The organism is Xanthobacter tagetidis, assembly GCF_003667445.1.
Classification (GTDB): Bacteria; Pseudomonadota; Alphaproteobacteria; order Rhizobiales; family Xanthobacteraceae; genus Xanthobacter; species Xanthobacter tagetidis.
Map to the genome: position 1 here is coordinate 474,114 of NZ_RCTF01000001.1, position 16,048 is coordinate 490,161.

The following is a 16,048-nucleotide window of genomic DNA, read 5'->3' on the forward strand; positions in this document are numbered from 1 at the left end:
GATCCGTTCCGATCCCACGACGCCCGGAGCGCCCGCGTTCCGCCACCAGGAGTTGGCAATGTCCGCCCCCACCTCATCCGGCAACGGCCTCGTCGTTCCCGCGCGCTCGATGTTCCGCGAGGCGCTCACCTTCGACGACGTGCTGCTGAAGCCCGGCGCCTCCGAAGTGATGCCGGGACAGGTGAGCGTCGCCACCCAGCTCACCAAGTCCATCAGCCTCAACCTGCCGATCCTGTCCGCCGCCATGGACACGGTGACCGAATCGCGCCTCGCCATCGCCATGGCCCAGGCCGGCGGCATCGGCGTGATCCACCGCAACCTCTCCCCCGAGGTGCAGGCCGAGCACGTCAAGCAGGTGAAGAAGTACGAATCAGGCATGGTGGTGAACCCCGTCACCATCCATCCCGACGAGACCCTGGCGCACGCGCTGACGCTGATGAAGCACTATTCCATCTCCGGCATTCCGGTGGTGGAGCGCGGTTCCGGCGGGCGCGCCGGGCGCCTCGTGGGCATCCTCACCAACCGCGACGTGCGCTTCGCCACCGACCCCTCGCAGACGATCTCCGAGCTGATGACCAAGGACCGGCTCATCACCGTGCGCGAGGGCCAGGTGAACCAGGAGGAGGCCAAGCGCCTGCTCCACCAGTTCCGCATCGAGAAGCTGCTGGTGGTGGACTCGGATGACCGCTGCGTCGGCCTCATCACCGTGAAGGACATCGAGAAGGCGGTCACCTATCCCGACGCCGCCAAGGACGAGCAGGGCCGGCTGCGGGTCGCCGCCGCCACCACGGTGGGCGAGGACGGCTACGAGCGCACCGAGCGGCTGATCGACGCCGGCGTCGACCTCGTGGTGGTGGATACCGCCCACGGCCATTCCCGCAAGGTGCTGGACCAGGTGGAGCGCATCAAGCGCCTGTCCAACAAGACCCAGATCCTCGCCGGCAACATCGCCACCGTGGACGGCGCCAAGGCGCTGATCGACGCCGGCGCGGACGCGGTGAAGGTGGGCATCGGCCCCGGCTCCATCTGCACCACCCGCATCGTCGCGGGCGTGGGCGTGCCCCAGCTCACCGCCGTGCTCGACGCGGTGGAGGCGGCGGCGGCCACCGGCACGCCGGTGATCGCCGACGGCGGCATCAAGTATTCCGGCGACCTCGCCAAGGCGCTGGCGGCCGGCGCCTCGGCCGCCATGGTGGGCTCGCTGCTCGCCGGCACGGACGAGAGCCCGGGCGAGGTGTTCCTCTACCAGGGCCGGTCCTACAAGGCCTATCGCGGCATGGGCTCGGTGGGTGCCATGGCGCGCGGCTCGGCCGACCGCTACTTCCAGGCCGAGGTGCGCGACACGCTGAAGCTGGTGCCCGAGGGCATCGAGGGCCAGGTGGCCTACAAGGGCCCGGTCGGCGCGGTGCTGCACCAGCTCGCCGGCGGCCTCAGGGCGGCCATGGGCTATGTGGGCGGCAGCACGCTCAAGGAGTTCCGGGAGAAGGCGGAGTTCGTGCGCATCTCCTCCGCCGGCCTGCGCGAGAGCCACGTGCACGACGTCATCATCACCCGCGAGAGCCCGAACTATCCCACCTCGGTGTGAGGCTGCGGCCGGCCAGGCCGTCGCGCCCCGCATCGCTCCCCCGCCGAGCACAAGGCCGGCGGATCGTGCCGCCGATGGCCCGGGTGGGTTAGGTGGGAGGGTGGCGTGGGAGGGTGAGGCGGTCCGCCGCCCATGCGGCCTGTCCGCGCCTCACATGAAACAGGCCGCTTGCGCGGCCTGTTGAACCCTCGCCTCTTGAAACAGCCCGCTCACGCGGCCTGTTGAGCCGTTGCCTCTTGAAACAGTCCGCTCACGCGGCCTGTTTCTTGGGCTGCACTTCCGCCGAATAGGCGTCCATGAGCTGGTGGGTGATGCCCGTGGGGGTGAAGGTCCAGTCGGCGATGGAGCCGACCGGCGTCACCTCGGCGGCGGTGCCGGTGATGAAGCATTCCGAGAAGTCGGACAGCTCCTCCGGCTTGATGTGGCGCTCCACCACCTCGATGCCGTGCCGGCGCGCGAGGTCGATCACCGTGCGGCGGGTGATGCCGTCCAGGAAGCAGTCCGGGGTCGGGGTGTGGATCACGCCGTCCTTGACGAAGAACAGGTTGGCACCGGTGCACTCGGCGACCAGGCCGCGATAGTCCAGCATCATCGCGTCGGCATAGCCGCGCCGCTCGGCCCGGTGCTTGGAGATGGTGCAGATCATGTAGAGGCCCGCCGCCTTGGCGCGGCAGGGAATGGTGGCCGGGTCGGGCCGGCGCCACTCCGACAGATCGAGCCTCAGGCCCTTCAGGCGCTGCTCGGGGTCGAAATAGCTCGGCCACTCCCACACGCCAACGGCGAGGTGGATTTTGTTGTTCTGCGCCGAGACGCCCATCATCTCGCTGCCGCGCCACGCCACCGGGCGGACATAGGCGTTGGTCAGGTTGTTCTTCTCCAGCGTCAGGCGCTTGGCGGCGTCGATCTCGGAGATGGTGTAGGGGATGGTGAAGTCCAGCATCTCCGCCGACAGGCGCAGGCGCTCGGAATGCTCCGAGGACTTGAAGATCTCCCCGCCATAGGCGCGCTCGCCCTCGAACACGCAGCTCGCATAGTGCAGGCCGTGGGAGAGCACGTGCAGCTTGGCATCGCGCCAGGGCACCAGGGCCCCGTCGTACCAGATGAAGCCGTCACGTTGATCGAAGGGGACAGACGCCACGCTCATGATGAAAACTCCTCCTCGGCGCGCAAATGCCCGCCGCCTCCCCACGGGCCCGCATTTGCTTTGCAGCGGTGCCACATGAAGATATCTTTACGCCCGCTAAGGAAGCTGGCAACACCGCGAAAGGATCGAACGTCTGCGATATCGTCGGCGACCGATCATTTCGCGAAACAGAGTTCCTGCGTAACGATCACACCGAAAAAAGTCAACATGGCTGACATAAACATTCTCGCCGCCCCTCCCGCCCAAGCCGAGCGCGCCGCCCCGGCCGAGCGCGGCGAAGACGCGCCGCTGGTGGATCTGATCGAGCTCTTCTTCTTCGCATACCGGGATTTCGTGGGCGATCCCGACGAGATTCTCGCGCCCATCGGCTTCGGCCGCGCGCACCACCGGGTCATCCATTTCGTGAACCGGCACCCCGGCATGCGTGTCACGGACCTGCTCGACATCCTGCGCATCACCAAGCAGAGCCTCGGCCGGGTGCTCCGCGAGCTGGTGGACGAGGGTTTCGTGGAGAGCCGCGCGGGGGCCTCGGACCGCCGCCAGCGGCTGCTGTTCCCCACCCCCAAGGGCGAGACGCTGGCGCGCCAGTTCACCGAGATCCAGGGCCGGCGCATCTCGCGCGCGCTCGACGCCTGCGGGCCGAACGGCCGCGAGGGGGCCTACCGCTTCCTTCTCGCCATGATCAACCCCGATGATCGCGCCGCGGTCGAGCGGCTGATCCAGCGCGCCGACAAGGCGCGGCGCGCCTGAGACCCGCCGCCCGCGCGCCACAGACCACGAGAGCCCCGCGCGCGGCGCGGGCGCCGGGAGCATTCGATGTCCGAGACCGCCACCGCACCCTCCGCCCAGGCGCGCCTGCCGGACGACGCGCCCCATCTTCTGGTGGTGGACGACGACAGCCGCATCCGCACCCTGCTGATGCGGTTCCTGAGCGAGAACGGATACCGCGTCACCACCGCCGCCTCCGCCGCCGAGGCGCGCGCGCGGCTTGACGGGCTCGCCTTCGACCTTCTGGTGCTCGACGTGATGATGCCCGGCGAGAGCGGCATCGACCTCGCCCGCTCCCTGCGCACCACCTCCGCCGTACCGATCCTCATGCTCACCGCCCGGTCCGAGATCGCCGACCGCATCAACGGTCTGGAAGCGGGCGTCGACGACTATCTCGGCAAGCCGTTCGAGCCGCGCGAATTGCTGCTGCGCATCGGCTCGATCCTGAAGCGCGCCGCCCCGCCGCCCCAGAAGGCGATCGAAAGCGTGAAGTTCGGCGACTTCACGTTCCATCTGGACCGCGGCGAGCTGACCCGCGCCGGCGAGGTGGTGCGCATCACCGAGCGCGAGCGCGACATGCTGCGCACGCTCGCCACCGAGCCGGGCGAGACCGTGCCGCGCCTCGCGCTGGCGGGCGGCGGCGCCATCTCCGAGCGCGCCGTGGACGTGCAGGTGAACCGCCTCAGGCGCAAGATCGAGCGCGATCCCGCCAATCCCGCGCACCTGCAGACCGTGCGCGGCATCGGCTACCGGCTGGTGGTGACCCCTTGAGCACGACCGACACGGGGCTGGGGGCCCTCAGAAGCCTCGGCGTCCGGCTGGGGGAGGCCAACGCGAAATTCTCCGCGTGGCTCAACCGCGTGATGCCGAAGGGGCTCTATCCGAGGTCGCTGCTCATCATCGTCACGCCCATGGTGATCCTCCAGTCCGTGGTCGCCTTCGTGTTCATGGAGCGCCACTACAACACCGTGACGCGGCGGCTCTCGGCCTCCGTGAGCCAGGACATCTCGGCCGTGGTGGCGCTCTACAAGGTCCTGCCGCCGGACAAGGACCACGCGATCCTGCGCCGCATCGCCTGGCGCAACCTGCTGCTCAATGTCGAGGTGCTGCCGCCCGACCCGCTGCCGCCGCAGGGACCGAAGCCGTTCTTCTCGATCCTCGACAGCGCGCTCTCGCGCGAGATCGGCAAGCGCGTCAGCCAGCCGTTCTGGATCGACACCGTGGGCCGCTCCGACCTCATCGACGTGCGCATCCAGATGGACGACGCGGTGCTGCGCATCTTCGCCCCGCGCAGCGCGGCCTACGCCTCCAACTCGCACATCTTCCTGTTGTGGATGGTGGGCACCTCGCTGGTGCTGCTCACCGTCGCCATCCTGTTCCTGCGCAACCAGATCCGCCCGATCGAGAACCTCGCCGACGCGGCCGAGGCATTCGGCAAGGGGCGGGACGTGGAGAATTTCCGCCCCTGGGGGGCGCGCGAGGTGCGCCGGGCGGCGATCGCCTTCCTGGAGATGAAGCGGCGCATCGAGCGGCAGATCGAGCAGCGCACCACCATGCTGGCGGGCGTGTCGCACGACATGCGCACCATCCTCACCCGCTTCAAGCTGGAACTCGCCTTCCTGCCCGAGGGGCCGGAGGTGGAGGCGCTGAAGAAGGACGTGGACGAACTGCAGGGCATGCTTGAGGCCTATCTCGCCTTCGCCCGCGGCGATCCCGGCGAGCAGGCCCAGCTCACCGACATGAGCCAGCTCATCGAGGACCTGCGCCTCAATGCCGAGCGCGACGGCGCGGTGGCGCGCGCGAGCTTCATGGGGCCGCCGCTGGTGGAGGTGAAGGCCGAGCAGCTCAAGCGCTGCATCGGCAACCTCGTCGGCAATGCGGTGCGCTACGCGAAGACGCTGGAGATCACCGGCACGCGCGACGCGCGCTATCTCATCGTCAGCATCGACGACGACGGGCCGGGCATTCCCGAGGAGAAGCGCGAAGAGGTGTTCCGCCCCTTCCTGCGCCTCGACGACGCGCGCAACCAGGACGCCTCCGGCACCGGCCTCGGCCTGTCCATCGCCCGCGACATCGCCCGCGCCCACGGCGGCGACGTGGTGCTCGCCGACAGCCCCATGGGCGGGCTCAGGGCCACCCTGCGCCTGCCGGTCTGATGGCGCGTCATCCCGCCGGACCGCCGGCCGCCGCGTCCCGCTCCGCCAGCGCCGCCTCCAGCTCGGCGATGCGGGCGCGCATGGCGTGGACGGAGGGCGCGAGATCGGCCGCGGTGAAGCGCGGCGTGATGTGCTGCGAGCAGTTCCACTCGAACGCCTCCACCGAGATGACGAAGGCCCGCTCCACGCGCGCCTTGTAGCCGGCGTCGCTCAGCAACGCCACGAAGTCCGGGTCTGAGCCTGCGTCCACCGCGCGCATCCGCCCGAGCAGCTTCAGGCGGGCGCGGCGCGCATAGTCCATGAAGAACAGCGCGACGCGGTCGTCGGCGCTGGCATTGCCGAGGCTGATATACTGCCGGTTGCCGCGGAAATCGGCGAAGCCGATGGTCGCCGGGTCGAGGATCTTCACGAAGCCCGGCGGTCCGCCGCGATGCTGCATGTAGGGCCAGCCGGTCTCGGTGACGCTGGCGAGATAGAAGCTGTCCCGCGCGCCGATGAAGGCGGCTTCCGGCTCGCCGATGCGGTCGGGACCGTCCGCCCCGAGCCGGTGCGTGAAAGCCTCGCGGCTGCCATTGGCCGCCTGCGCGGCCAGCACGGCGGGGGTGAAGACGGTTTCCAGGAAGCGAGCGGTCATCCGAGAAGCTCCTGCGGCAGGTCGTCCAGCATCTGGCGAAATGGCGTGTGAGAACCGAGCGCGCGGGCCATCACCAGGCTGCCCTGGATCATCATCACGGCGCGGACGGCGCGGCGGCGCGCCGCGTCGGGCGGGTGGCCGGCCTCGGCGGCGAGCGCGGCGAACGCGGCGACGGTGCGCTCCAGCGACCCCTTGATGCGCTCGGCGAAGGGTCCGTCCTCCCGCCCCTGCGGCGCCAGCATGTTGAGGAGGCACGCCCGCTGGCCGCCGGCATAAAAGGCATCGAGCCCCGCGAGCGCCGCGTCGAGTCGCGCGCGCGGCGCGCCCGGCGCATCAAGCGGGGCCAGGACCTGCGCGCGAAAAGCGTCGCGCGAGCTGTCGAGCACCTGCTCCGCCATCTGCTGCTTGCCGCCGGGAAAGCGGTGATAGAGGCTCGCTTTCCTGAGCCCGGCCTCCTGCGCGAGGCGCTCCAGCGATGCACCGGAAAAGCCGGTCCGCCGGAACACTTCGGCGAGCCGCGTCAGGAGGGCCGCATCATCGGTGGTCTGGGGCCGCGCCATGGTCACATATTTTCCGAACGTTCGTTCCGGAATTTTGTGACATCATTTCCACCCCCTGGCAAGCGCGGAGCGGTGCTGCGGCATCGGGGCGCCCATGCGAAAAAGCAGGGTCTGGAAAGCAGGGTCTGGCGGCGTCCCGGACCGGCGCCGCCGGCGGCTCAGAACAGCCGGCCGCCGTCCGGCACTTTCACGGAGGGCGAGACTAGCACCACGGCGCCGTTCTCGTCCGGAAAGCCCAGGGTGAGCACCTGCGACATGACGGGGCCGATCTGGCGCGGCGGGAAGTTCACCACCGCCGCCACCTGCCGGCCGACCAGCTGCTCCGGCGTGTAGTGCACGGTGATCTGGGCCGACGAGCGCCTGGTGCCGATCTCGGGTCCGAAGTCGATGGTGAGCTTGAAGGCCGGCTTGCGCGCCTCGGGAAACGGCTCGGCGGCGACGATGGTGCCGACTCGGATGTCCACCTTCATGAAGTCGTCGAAGGAGATGGTCCCGCTCGCCGTGTCCTCGCCCGCCATGCTCGCCTCCCGGATTGAGGGGGCGACTAAGGCGTCGCACGGCAGCCGGGTCAAGGGTGGCTCTTCTTCAATCGCGCTCGGCCCCCTCACCCCAGCGCCACCACCACCCCCTCATTGGCCCGCAGCGCCAGGGCGCCGTTCACCGCCTCCCCTTCCCGGTCGCAGAAGGTGGAGAGCAGCACCTCGCCCTTCGGCCCGCCGTCCGGCAGCGCGAGCGCGAGCGGATCGCCGCCGAGATTGAGCGCCACCAGGAGCCGCTCGCCCTCGGTCTCGCGCAGGTAAGCGAGCAGCCCGCCCTGCGCGCCCAGACTGCGGTAGGAGCCGCGCGCCAGCGCCGCCCGCGACCGGCGCAGCGCCAGCAGCGACCGCGTGAGCGTGAGCATCGAGAACGGTCCGGCCTTTTCCACCTGAACGTTCACCTCGGTGAAGTCGTCCGCCAGCGGAAGCCACGGCTCCACGGTCGAGAAGCCCGCAAACGGGCCGCCGTCCCACTGCATGGGGGTGCGTGCGCCGTCGCGGCCGAGGCCGAGGCCCGGCACGCGCTTTTCCCATGGGTCCATCACCCGCTCGGGCGGCACCTCCACCTGCGCCATGCCGATCTCGTCGCCGTAATAGAGCGTCGGGGTCCCGCGCAGCGTCAGCAGCAGCATGGCGGCAACCCGCGCCTGGTCGGGCCCCACCCGGCCGGCGATGCGCGGCCGGTCGTGGTTGGAGAGCACCCAGTTTGGCCAGGCCCCTTCCGGCAGGCTCGCCTCGTAGCGGGCGATCAGGTCGTCGAGCGCGCGCGCGGTCCACGGCGCCTGGATCAGGGCGAAGTTGAACGGCAGGTGGACCCCGCCTCCCTCCCTGCCGTAATAGGCAGCCAGCCGGTCGAACGGCAGATAGGCCTCGCCGATCAGCAGACGGTCGGGGAACTCCTCGGCCACGCGGCGCATGCCGGCGATCACCCCATGGACCTCCGCCGTGTCGCAGCTGTAAAGCGGCAACAGGCGGCGATAGGGGTTCATGCCCTCCCGGAAGTCGGGATCCGGCGGGTTGTCGGGGAAGGCCGCGTCCTTCATCACGTGCAGCAGCGCATCGATCCGCAGGCCGTCCACGCCGCGCTTGAACCAGAAGCGCATCACGTCGTGCATCGCCCCCACCACCGCGGGATTACGCCAGTTGAGGTCCGGCTGCTCCGGCAGGAAGGCGTGGTAATAATATTGCCCGCTCACCGGATCGCGCGCCCAGGCGCTGCCGCCGAACTCGGAGAGCCAGTTGTTGGGCGGCCCGCCGTCCGGCGCCGGGTCGCGGAAGATGTACCAGTCGCGCGTGCTGCTCTGCGGCGAGTTGAGCGCCTCCAGGAACCAGGGATGCCGCTCCGAGGTGTGGTTCGGCACGAAATCCAGGATCACCTTGAGGCCGAGGTCGTGCGCCGCCGTCACGAGCGCGTCGAAATCGGCGAGCGTGCCGAACAGGGGATCGACCGCGGCATGATCGGCGACGTCATAGCCGAAGTCGGCCATGGGCGAGGGATAGATGGGCGAGATCCAGATCGCCGCGACACCGATGTCGGCGAGATAGGGCAGCCGGCTTGTGATGCCGGCAAGGTCGCCCACGCCATCGCCGTTCGCGTCCTGAAAGGAACGCGGGTAGATCTGGTAAATGACGCCGTCCCGCCACCACATGGGCCTCTCCCCGACTCTTTTCACACCATCATGGGCATTCGCCCGCAATGGCGGGAACCTTGCCGCCGCGCGAGCGTTGGCTCGGCAGTAGCCGGCGTCCGCAACGCTGGCCGGCTGTCCGCGGCCGTCCTTTCGACCGTCCCGCCAAGGAGCTGCCCGATCTTGCCAGCCCCGTCCCCCTGCCCGCCTTTCCGTTCAGCGCCACTCCCGCCCTGCGCAATGCGCTCCCCCGCCGGACACATCTCACAGGAGCGCGCTCATGGCTGATCCCATCACCGCCGGCGACGACCCGCTCTGGTACAAGGACGCGATCATCTACCAGCTGCACGTGAAGTCGTTCTTCGATGCCAACGACGACGGCATCGGCGACTTCAAGGGGCTGATCTCGCACCTCGACTATATCGAGGCGCTCGGCGCCACCGCGGTCTGGCTGCTGCCCTTCTACCCTTCGCCCCGGCGCGACGACGGGTACGACATATCGCTCTATGAGGGCGTCTCGCCCGACTACGGCACCATGGACGAGGCCCGCCGCTTCATCGCCGAGTGCCATGCCCGCGGCCTGCGCGTCATCACCGAGCTGGTCATCAACCATACGAGCGATCAGCATCCCTGGTTCCAGGCCGCGCGCCGGGCGCCGAAGGGCAGCCCCGAGCGCGACTTCTATGTCTGGTCCGACAACGACGCCGGCTATCCCGGCGTTCCCATCGTCTTCTGCGACGTGGAGAAATCCAACTGGACCTATGACGAGGTGGCCGGCCAGTACTACTGGCACCGCTTCTATTCCCACCAGCCGGATCTCAATTTCGACAATCCGGAGGTGCTGGAGCGCGTGCTCTCCGTCATGCGCTTCTGGCTCGATATGGGCGTCGACGGACTGCGGCTCGACGCGGTGCCCTACCTCGTGGAGCGCGAGGGCACGGACTGCGCCAGCCTGCCCGAGACCCACGCCATCCTGAGGAAGATCCGCGCCCATCTCGACGCGCACTATCAGGGCCGCATGCTGCTCGCCGAGGCGAACATGTGGCCCGAGGACACGCAGCAGTATTTCGGCGCCGACGCCGACGAATGCCACATGGCGTTCCACTTCCCGCTGATGCCGCGCATGTACATGGCGATTGCCAAGGAGGACCGCTTCCCGATCACCGACATCCTGCGCCAGACGCCGGAGATCCCGGGCACCTGCCAGTGGGCCATCTTCCTGCGCAACCACGACGAATTGACGCTGGAGACGGTCACCGACGCCGAGCGCGACTATCTGTGGAACGTCTATGCGGCGGAGCGGCGCGCGCGCATCAATCTCGGCATCCGCCGCCGCCTCGCCCCGCTGATGGAGCGCGACCGGCGCCGCATCGAGCTGATGAACGCGCTTCTGCTCACCATGCCCGGAACGCCGGTGATCTATTACGGCGACGAGATCGGCATGGGCGACAACATCCATCTCGGCGACCGCGACGGGGTGCGAACCCCCATGCAGTGGTCGCCCGACCGCAATGGCGGCTTCTCCAAGGCGGACCCGGAAAAGCTGGTGCTGCCGGTGATCCAGGATCCGCTCTACGGCTTTGCCGCGCTCAACGTGGAGGCGCAGCAGCGCGACGCCTCCTCGCTGCTCAACTGGATGCGGCGCGTGCTGGCGGTGCGCAAGCAGCACCGCGCCTTCGGCCGCGGCACGTTCCATGCGCTGTATCCCGCCAACCGGCGCATCCTCGCCTTCGTGCGCGCCCATGGCGACGAGCGCATCCTGTGCGTCGCCAACCTCTCGCGCACGCTCCAGGCGGTGGAGCTCGATCTGTCCGAGTTCGACCGCCGGGTGCCGGTGGACCTCATGGGCGGCACGCCCCTGCCACCGATCGGACGCGGCCCCTATGTGCTCACTTTGCCGCCCTACGGCTTCTACGCCTTCGCCCTCTCCGCCGAGGCGGCCGAGCCCGACTGGCGCGCCGGCGCCAGCGAGCAATTGCCGGAGTTCGCCACGCTGGTGGTGCGCGGCGGGCTGATGGACGCGCTCTCCGACCGGCACCGGGCGACGCTGGAGGAGGAGTGCCTGCCGCCCTATCTGGCGCGCCGCTCCTGGTTCCCGCTCGACGGCGCGCCGCAGGGCGTGCAGGCCGCGGCCCTGCCGCAGGTGAGGATCGCCTGGGTGGCGGTGGTGCCGAGCGCCCGCCGTCCGGTGGCGCTGACCGAGATCGAGGCGACGCGCGACGGCCGCACCGAGCGCTTCCTCCTGCCGCTCGCCGTGGTCTGGGAGGACGAGGCGCCCCCGGCGCTGGTCCCGCAGCTCGCCTTGGCGCGGGTGCGCCACGGACGGCGCGTCGGCTACCTCACCGACGGCGTGGCGCTGGAGCGCTTCGCCCATGGCGTCGTGCAGGCGGTGAGCGAGAACGGCAGTCTCGCTCTGCCGGACGGCAGCGCGCTCGTCTTCTCGGCGACCCCCGGCCTCGGCGAGGCCGCGCCGGGCCAGGACGAACCGTCCGAGATCGTCGAGATCGCCGAGCCCACGGGCACGCTGGCGGCCGCCGGCGACGTGGCGGTGAGGCTGTTCCGCCGCACCGATCCGGCGCGCGGCGCCCAGGCAGAGATGGCGCGCCGGCTGACCGAGGCGGGCTATCCCCACATGCCCGCTCTGCTCGGAACGGTGCTGCGGCGCCAGCCGGGCGGCGCGGCGATCCCCGTGCTGCTGATTTCCCGGCGGGTGCGCCACCAGGGCAACGGCTTCTCGTTCATCGCCAACCAGTTGCGCCGCGCGCTCGACGAGGCGGCCGGAGCGGGCGAGGCGGGGCGGCGGCGCTTCGACGAGGAGGTATCGGGGCTGGCGCCGTTCCTGCGCGGCATCGGCCGGCGGCTCGCCGAAGCCCATGGGATGCTCGACCCGGCGTCTTCGGGCCTGCCGGCCACGGCCGCCGGGGAGGCGGAAGCGGAGGCGTGGGCGCTGCGCGCCATGCGCGCGGCCGATCGCGCCGGCGAGCTGCTCGCCCGCACGCCGGACGGCGCGGCGGCCATCGCGCGCCGTCCGGAGGTGGCGGGCCGCATCGCCGAGCGTGCCGCCGACGTGCTCGGAACGCCGGTGTTCCCCGTCCACGGCCGGTTCGGCCTCGACCGCGTCCTGGTGGCGGCGGGGGAGGCGGTGCTGGTGGGCTTCCAGGGCGCCCGCGCCGACATCGTCGCGGCCGCGCCGGCCGGCGCCCTGCCCGCGGACAGCCCCTGGCAGGATGTCGCCTCGCTGCTCGCCTCGCTGGAGCGCGTCGCCGCTTCCGTGCCCGGCGAAGGAGACGGCATTCCGGGCCTCGGCGCGGCCATGCTGCGGGAATTGCTGGACCAGTTCCGCGCCCGCGCCGAGCGCGCGCTGCTGGCGGGCTACCTGGAGGCGGCGCCCGGGCGGCGGCTCGACCGGCCTTTCCTCGATCTGCTGCTGCTCGGGGCGCTGCTCGACGTGCTGGACGAGGCGCCCACCGCGCCTGCCGCCGCAGCGGCGCTGGGACGGCGCATCCTGGACATCGCCTCGCGCCTCGCCGACGGCCGCAGCGACGAGACGGACCATGAGATGCCTCCCGCTCCAACGTGAGCGGGGCGGTCTCAGCGGGCGCTCTCGCGCTATTGGTGCAGGCGCACGATGGTTGCATCTCCCGGCCGCCCTGCAAACGGAGGTATTCCCCCCGCGCCGGATGCACTGCGATAGTACCTCCGAATCAACCCGCCATAGCAAATCTGCCGGGTAACCTGTTCTTCTTTCTTCGCATGGAGGGATTGTCAGAATCCAGTTCTCGGCCCCACCAATCGCGACTAGGATAAACTCGGAGCGTCATCTGGCCGCGCGATGCGGGGATCGTTTCCAAGACGAACAGCAGCCGCGTCGGGGGGCGCGTCAAGGACGGGATAGGCGAGAGTGGGCGTCAGGTTTGCCGATGAGGCAGGAACACATCGCGACTTCGAAACACATCGCGACGAGAAGACTCGCGCCGCCGGAGATGTGAAATTCGGGCCGGCGGCCGAAGGAGTGGTGGCCGCACGAGCGGTGGCCGAACGAGCGGCGACAACGGGACGGCCCTCTTTCGTGGGACGCGGATGCCGCACATGAGCCAGCTGTTCAAGGTCGATCCCTTTGCGGGCGCTGGCGACGCCGAGATGCCCGTGCCGCTCGGCATCGGCACGCTCGCCGGTTTCGGCACCTCCGCCTTTCCCGCGCCGCTGCTGTGGCGCGACGGCATCGCCACGCTGCCCCGCGCGCTCTACCGTCTGCGCTTCCACAAGGGCTTCCCGCTTGAGGCCGCGATCCCGCTCGCCGGCTATCTCGCCGATCTCGGCGTGAGCCATGTCTGCGCCTCGCCGCTGCTGCGCGCGCGGCCGGGCCGCCGTCAGGGCGCCGGCGTCCTGGATTTCTCGGCCATCGACCCCGACCTCGGCGGCGCCCGGTCGCTGGAGCGCCTGTCGAGCGCGCTGCACCGGCAGCAGATCGGCCTCCTGATGGAGCTGGCGCCGGGCCACATGGCCATCGGCGGCACCGACAACGAGGCCTGGCTCGATTTGCTGGAGTGGGGCCGCGACAGCGCCTACGCCTCCTGGTTCGACGTTGACTGGCGCGCCGGGGACATCGACCTGCGCAACAAGGTGCTGGTCCCGTTCCTCGACCGCCCCTATTGGGAGGCGATCTGCGACGGCAGCCTCGCCCTCGCCTACGACGCCGCCCTGGCCGGCTTCGTGGCGCGCCACAACGCGCACGCCTTCCCCATCTGCCCCACCGACTGGGCGGCGATCCTGGAGCAGGCGGATACGCCGGCCTTCTCCGGCATGGGCGACGTGTTCCGCTCGCTCTCCGGCGTGCGGCCGGACCGGGAGGCGCTGCGCTCCGCCAAATACCGGCTCCTGACCCTCGCCGAGACCGAGGAGGGCGCGCGCGCCATGCGCGGCGTGCTCGCCGGCTTCGACGGCCACGCGGCTGACGGGCGTGCCCGCTTCGACCGCCTGCTGGAGAAGCAGAACTACCGCCTCGCCTCGTGGCGCACCGCGAACGACGACCTCAACTACCGCCGCTTCGTCGAGGCGCCCGACCTCATCGGCCTGCGGCTGGAGCGCACCGACGTGTTCGAGGCGGTGCACGCTCATGCCTTCCAGCTCTACGGCGAAGGCCTGCTGGACGGCTTCTGCGCCGCCCATCTCGATCTCATGGCCGACCCCGCGGCCTATGCCCGGCGCCTGGCGCTGAAGCTGCGCGACCTGTCCGGCCGGCGGCCCGAGGGCGCGCCGCCGCCGGTGGGCTGCATCGGCCTTCCGGCGGACCTCCTGGACGACCGGCGCGCCGCGCGCGCGCCGGCGGATGCGCCGCCGGCCACGCCGGGCGAGGACGCCATGGCCGAGGCGATCTCGCTGGCGCTGCACGATCCGCTCGCCACCCCCGCCCTCACCGACCTCTGGGCCGGCCTCTGCGGCGAGCGGCAGCCGTTCGAGGAGGTGCGCGAGGCCTGCCGCCGCACGCTGCTGGCGGAGACCTTCAGCGCGGAGCTGCAGGCCGTCGCCCGCGCGCTCCACGACGTGGCGCGCGCCACGCCGGAAGGGCGCGACGTGACCTTCGCGGCGCTCAAGCGCATCGCCCACGATCTGGCGGCCGCCTTCCCCGCCCGCCGCGCGTTCGGCGACATGGACGGCCGCACGCCTGAGGACACGGCGCTCTATGCCGCCGCCTTCGCCCGCGCCCGGCACACGCTCTCCCCCATGGACCTGCCGGTGGCGGACCTGGTGGAGCGCTGGCTCGGCGGGGAAGCGCCCCGCGCGGTGCCCGACTTCGCCCAGAGCGGCGCCCGCGCCCACGCCATCGCCCGCTTCCAGCAGCTCACCGCGAGCCTCGACCGCGCGGTCCACGAGGACATGCTCAGCGAGCGCTATGCCCGCCTGCTGTCCCGGGTCGAGCGCGGCGCCGACCCGGCGGTGATCGGCCTGCGCGTCGGCGCGATCCATGCGCGCATCGGCGCACTGGGCGCGGCTTGGCCGGCGGCGCCCATCGTCACCACCGGCCCGGAGCACAAGCGCGGCGAGGACGCCCGCATGCGCCTCGCCGTCCTTTCCGAGGTGCCCGGCGAGTGGGAGACCTTGGTGCGCCAAATGATGGATGCGGCCGGCGCGCTGCGCGGGCGCACCGATCACGGCCCCTGCCCCCTGCCGGCGGACGAGGCGCTGCTCTATCAGGGGCTCGTGGGCGCCTGGCCGCTGACGCTGCGGCTGGACGACCCGGCCGCGCTGGCCGACTTGAAGGCGCGGGCCGGGCGCTGGTTCGTCGAGGCGGTGCGCCATGCGCGCCGCGGCACCCGGCCCCTGTTCGGGAACGCCGACTACGAGGCCGGCTGCGCGCGCTTCGTCGATGCCCTGTTCGATGTGCCGGAGGGGGCGCCCGCGCGGCGTCTGCTGGCGGCGTTCGTCGAGCGCATCGCGCTGGCGAGCGTCATCAACGGCTATGCCCAGGCGGTGCTGAAATGCACCCTGCCGGGGATTCCGGACTTCCACCAGGGCACGGAGTTCTGGGACTTCGCGCTGGAGGAGCCGGACAATCTGCGCGCCGTCGACTTCCCGGCCCGCACCTCCGCGCTCGCCTCGGGCCTGCCCACCGAGGTTCTGCTCGGCACCTGGCCGGACGGGCGTGCCAAGCAGGCGCTGGTCTCCCGCCTGCTGCGCCTGCGCGCGGCCGAGCCGGCGCTGTTCGCCAAGGGCAGCTACGAACCGCTCCACGTGGAAGGCATGCGGGACGGCAGCGGCTTCGCCTTCCTGCGCCGGCACGAGGGCAAGGCGGTGATCGTCGCCGTGACGCGGCTCGCCGCCCACCTCGTCGGACCCGACCCGATGCCGCCGCGCGTGCCCACCGTGCGCTGGGGCGACACCGGCTTCGAGCTGCCGGACGGGCTCGGCGGCGCGTTCCGCGATGTGCTGACCGGCCGGCGCGCCGAACCGAGCCTCGGACGCCTGGAATTCAGCGACCTGTTCGCCGCCTTTCCGGCGGCGGTACTGACCCAGGTCGCCTGAGCGGCGGAACCGGG

General features: G+C 70.8%; 11 protein-coding genes. 6 read left to right on the forward strand and 5 right to left on the reverse strand.

Annotated elements, in window-relative coordinates; all coding sequences use genetic code 11:
- Nucleotides 1–58: 58 nt before the first annotated feature.
- The gene (guaB, locus tag D9R14_RS02230) at nucleotides 59–1,585 is read left to right on the forward strand and encodes an IMP dehydrogenase (protein WP_394010079.1); all 1,527 of its coding nucleotides are present in this window, start codon (nucleotides 59–61) and stop codon (nucleotides 1,583–1,585) included.
- 250 nt (nucleotides 1,586–1,835) lie between these two features.
- Here the strand turns inward: guaB and D9R14_RS02235 are convergent, their stop codons facing one another.
- Nucleotides 1,836–2,723 (reverse strand): branched-chain amino acid aminotransferase, encoded by an 888-nt coding sequence (locus tag D9R14_RS02235; protein WP_394010206.1) that lies wholly within the window; start codon nucleotides 2,721–2,723, stop codon nucleotides 1,836–1,838.
- A 213-nt stretch (nucleotides 2,724–2,936) separates the two neighbouring features.
- Here D9R14_RS02235 and D9R14_RS02240 point away from each other — a divergent pair, with 213 nt between their 5' ends.
- The 3 genes from D9R14_RS02240 to D9R14_RS02250 all read left to right on the forward strand — a co-directional run bounded on the left by D9R14_RS02240 (nucleotide 2,937) and on the right by D9R14_RS02250 (nucleotide 5,653).
- The gene (locus tag D9R14_RS02240) at nucleotides 2,937–3,479 is read left to right on the forward strand and encodes a MarR family winged helix-turn-helix transcriptional regulator (RefSeq protein WP_121621646.1); all 543 of its coding nucleotides are present in this window, start codon (nucleotides 2,937–2,939) and stop codon (nucleotides 3,477–3,479) included.
- 66 nt (nucleotides 3,480–3,545) lie between these two features.
- Entirely contained in the window at nucleotides 3,546–4,268 is a 723-nt protein-coding gene (locus D9R14_RS02245; RefSeq protein WP_121621647.1) for a response regulator, read from the forward strand.
- Nucleotides 4,265–5,653 (forward strand): ATP-binding protein, encoded by a 1,389-nt coding sequence (locus D9R14_RS02250; RefSeq protein ID WP_394010078.1) that lies wholly within the window; start codon nucleotides 4,265–4,267, stop codon nucleotides 5,651–5,653. Before D9R14_RS02245 ends, D9R14_RS02250 begins: the two co-directional genes overlap by 4 nt.
- Nucleotides 5,654–5,660: 7 nt before the next feature.
- Here the strand turns inward: D9R14_RS02250 and D9R14_RS02255 are convergent, their stop codons facing one another.
- From D9R14_RS02255 to D9R14_RS02270, 4 genes are all read right to left on the reverse strand, one after another.
- Nucleotides 5,661–6,287 carry a pyridoxamine 5'-phosphate oxidase family protein gene (locus D9R14_RS02255; protein WP_121621649.1) on the reverse strand — a complete coding sequence of 209 codons (627 nt, stop codon included), beginning with the start codon at nucleotides 6,285–6,287 and terminating at the stop codon, nucleotides 5,661–5,663.
- The gene (locus D9R14_RS02260; RefSeq protein ID WP_121621650.1) at nucleotides 6,284–6,847 is read right to left on the reverse strand and encodes a TetR/AcrR family transcriptional regulator; all 564 of its coding nucleotides are present in this window, start codon (nucleotides 6,845–6,847) and stop codon (nucleotides 6,284–6,286) included. Before D9R14_RS02260 ends, D9R14_RS02255 begins: the two co-directional genes overlap by 4 nt.
- A gap of 158 nt (nucleotides 6,848–7,005) precedes the next feature.
- Complete coding sequence (locus D9R14_RS02265) at nucleotides 7,006–7,365, reverse strand: tRNA-binding protein (RefSeq protein ID WP_121621651.1); 360 nt, start codon at nucleotides 7,363–7,365, stop codon at nucleotides 7,006–7,008.
- 86 nt (nucleotides 7,366–7,451) lie between these two features.
- Complete coding sequence (locus D9R14_RS02270) at nucleotides 7,452–9,032, reverse strand: alpha-amylase family glycosyl hydrolase (RefSeq protein ID WP_121621652.1); 1,581 nt, start codon at nucleotides 9,030–9,032, stop codon at nucleotides 7,452–7,454.
- Nucleotides 9,033–9,291: 259 nt separating this feature from the next.
- Here D9R14_RS02270 and treS point away from each other — a divergent pair, with 259 nt between their 5' ends.
- Entirely contained in the window at nucleotides 9,292–12,591 is a 3,300-nt protein-coding gene (gene treS, locus D9R14_RS02275; protein ID WP_170168450.1) for a maltose alpha-D-glucosyltransferase, read from the forward strand.
- 509 nt (nucleotides 12,592–13,100) lie between these two features.
- The gene (gene treY, locus D9R14_RS02280; protein WP_170168451.1) at nucleotides 13,101–16,034 is read left to right on the forward strand and encodes a malto-oligosyltrehalose synthase; all 2,934 of its coding nucleotides are present in this window, start codon (nucleotides 13,101–13,103) and stop codon (nucleotides 16,032–16,034) included.
- Nucleotides 16,035–16,048: the final 14 nt, after the last annotated feature.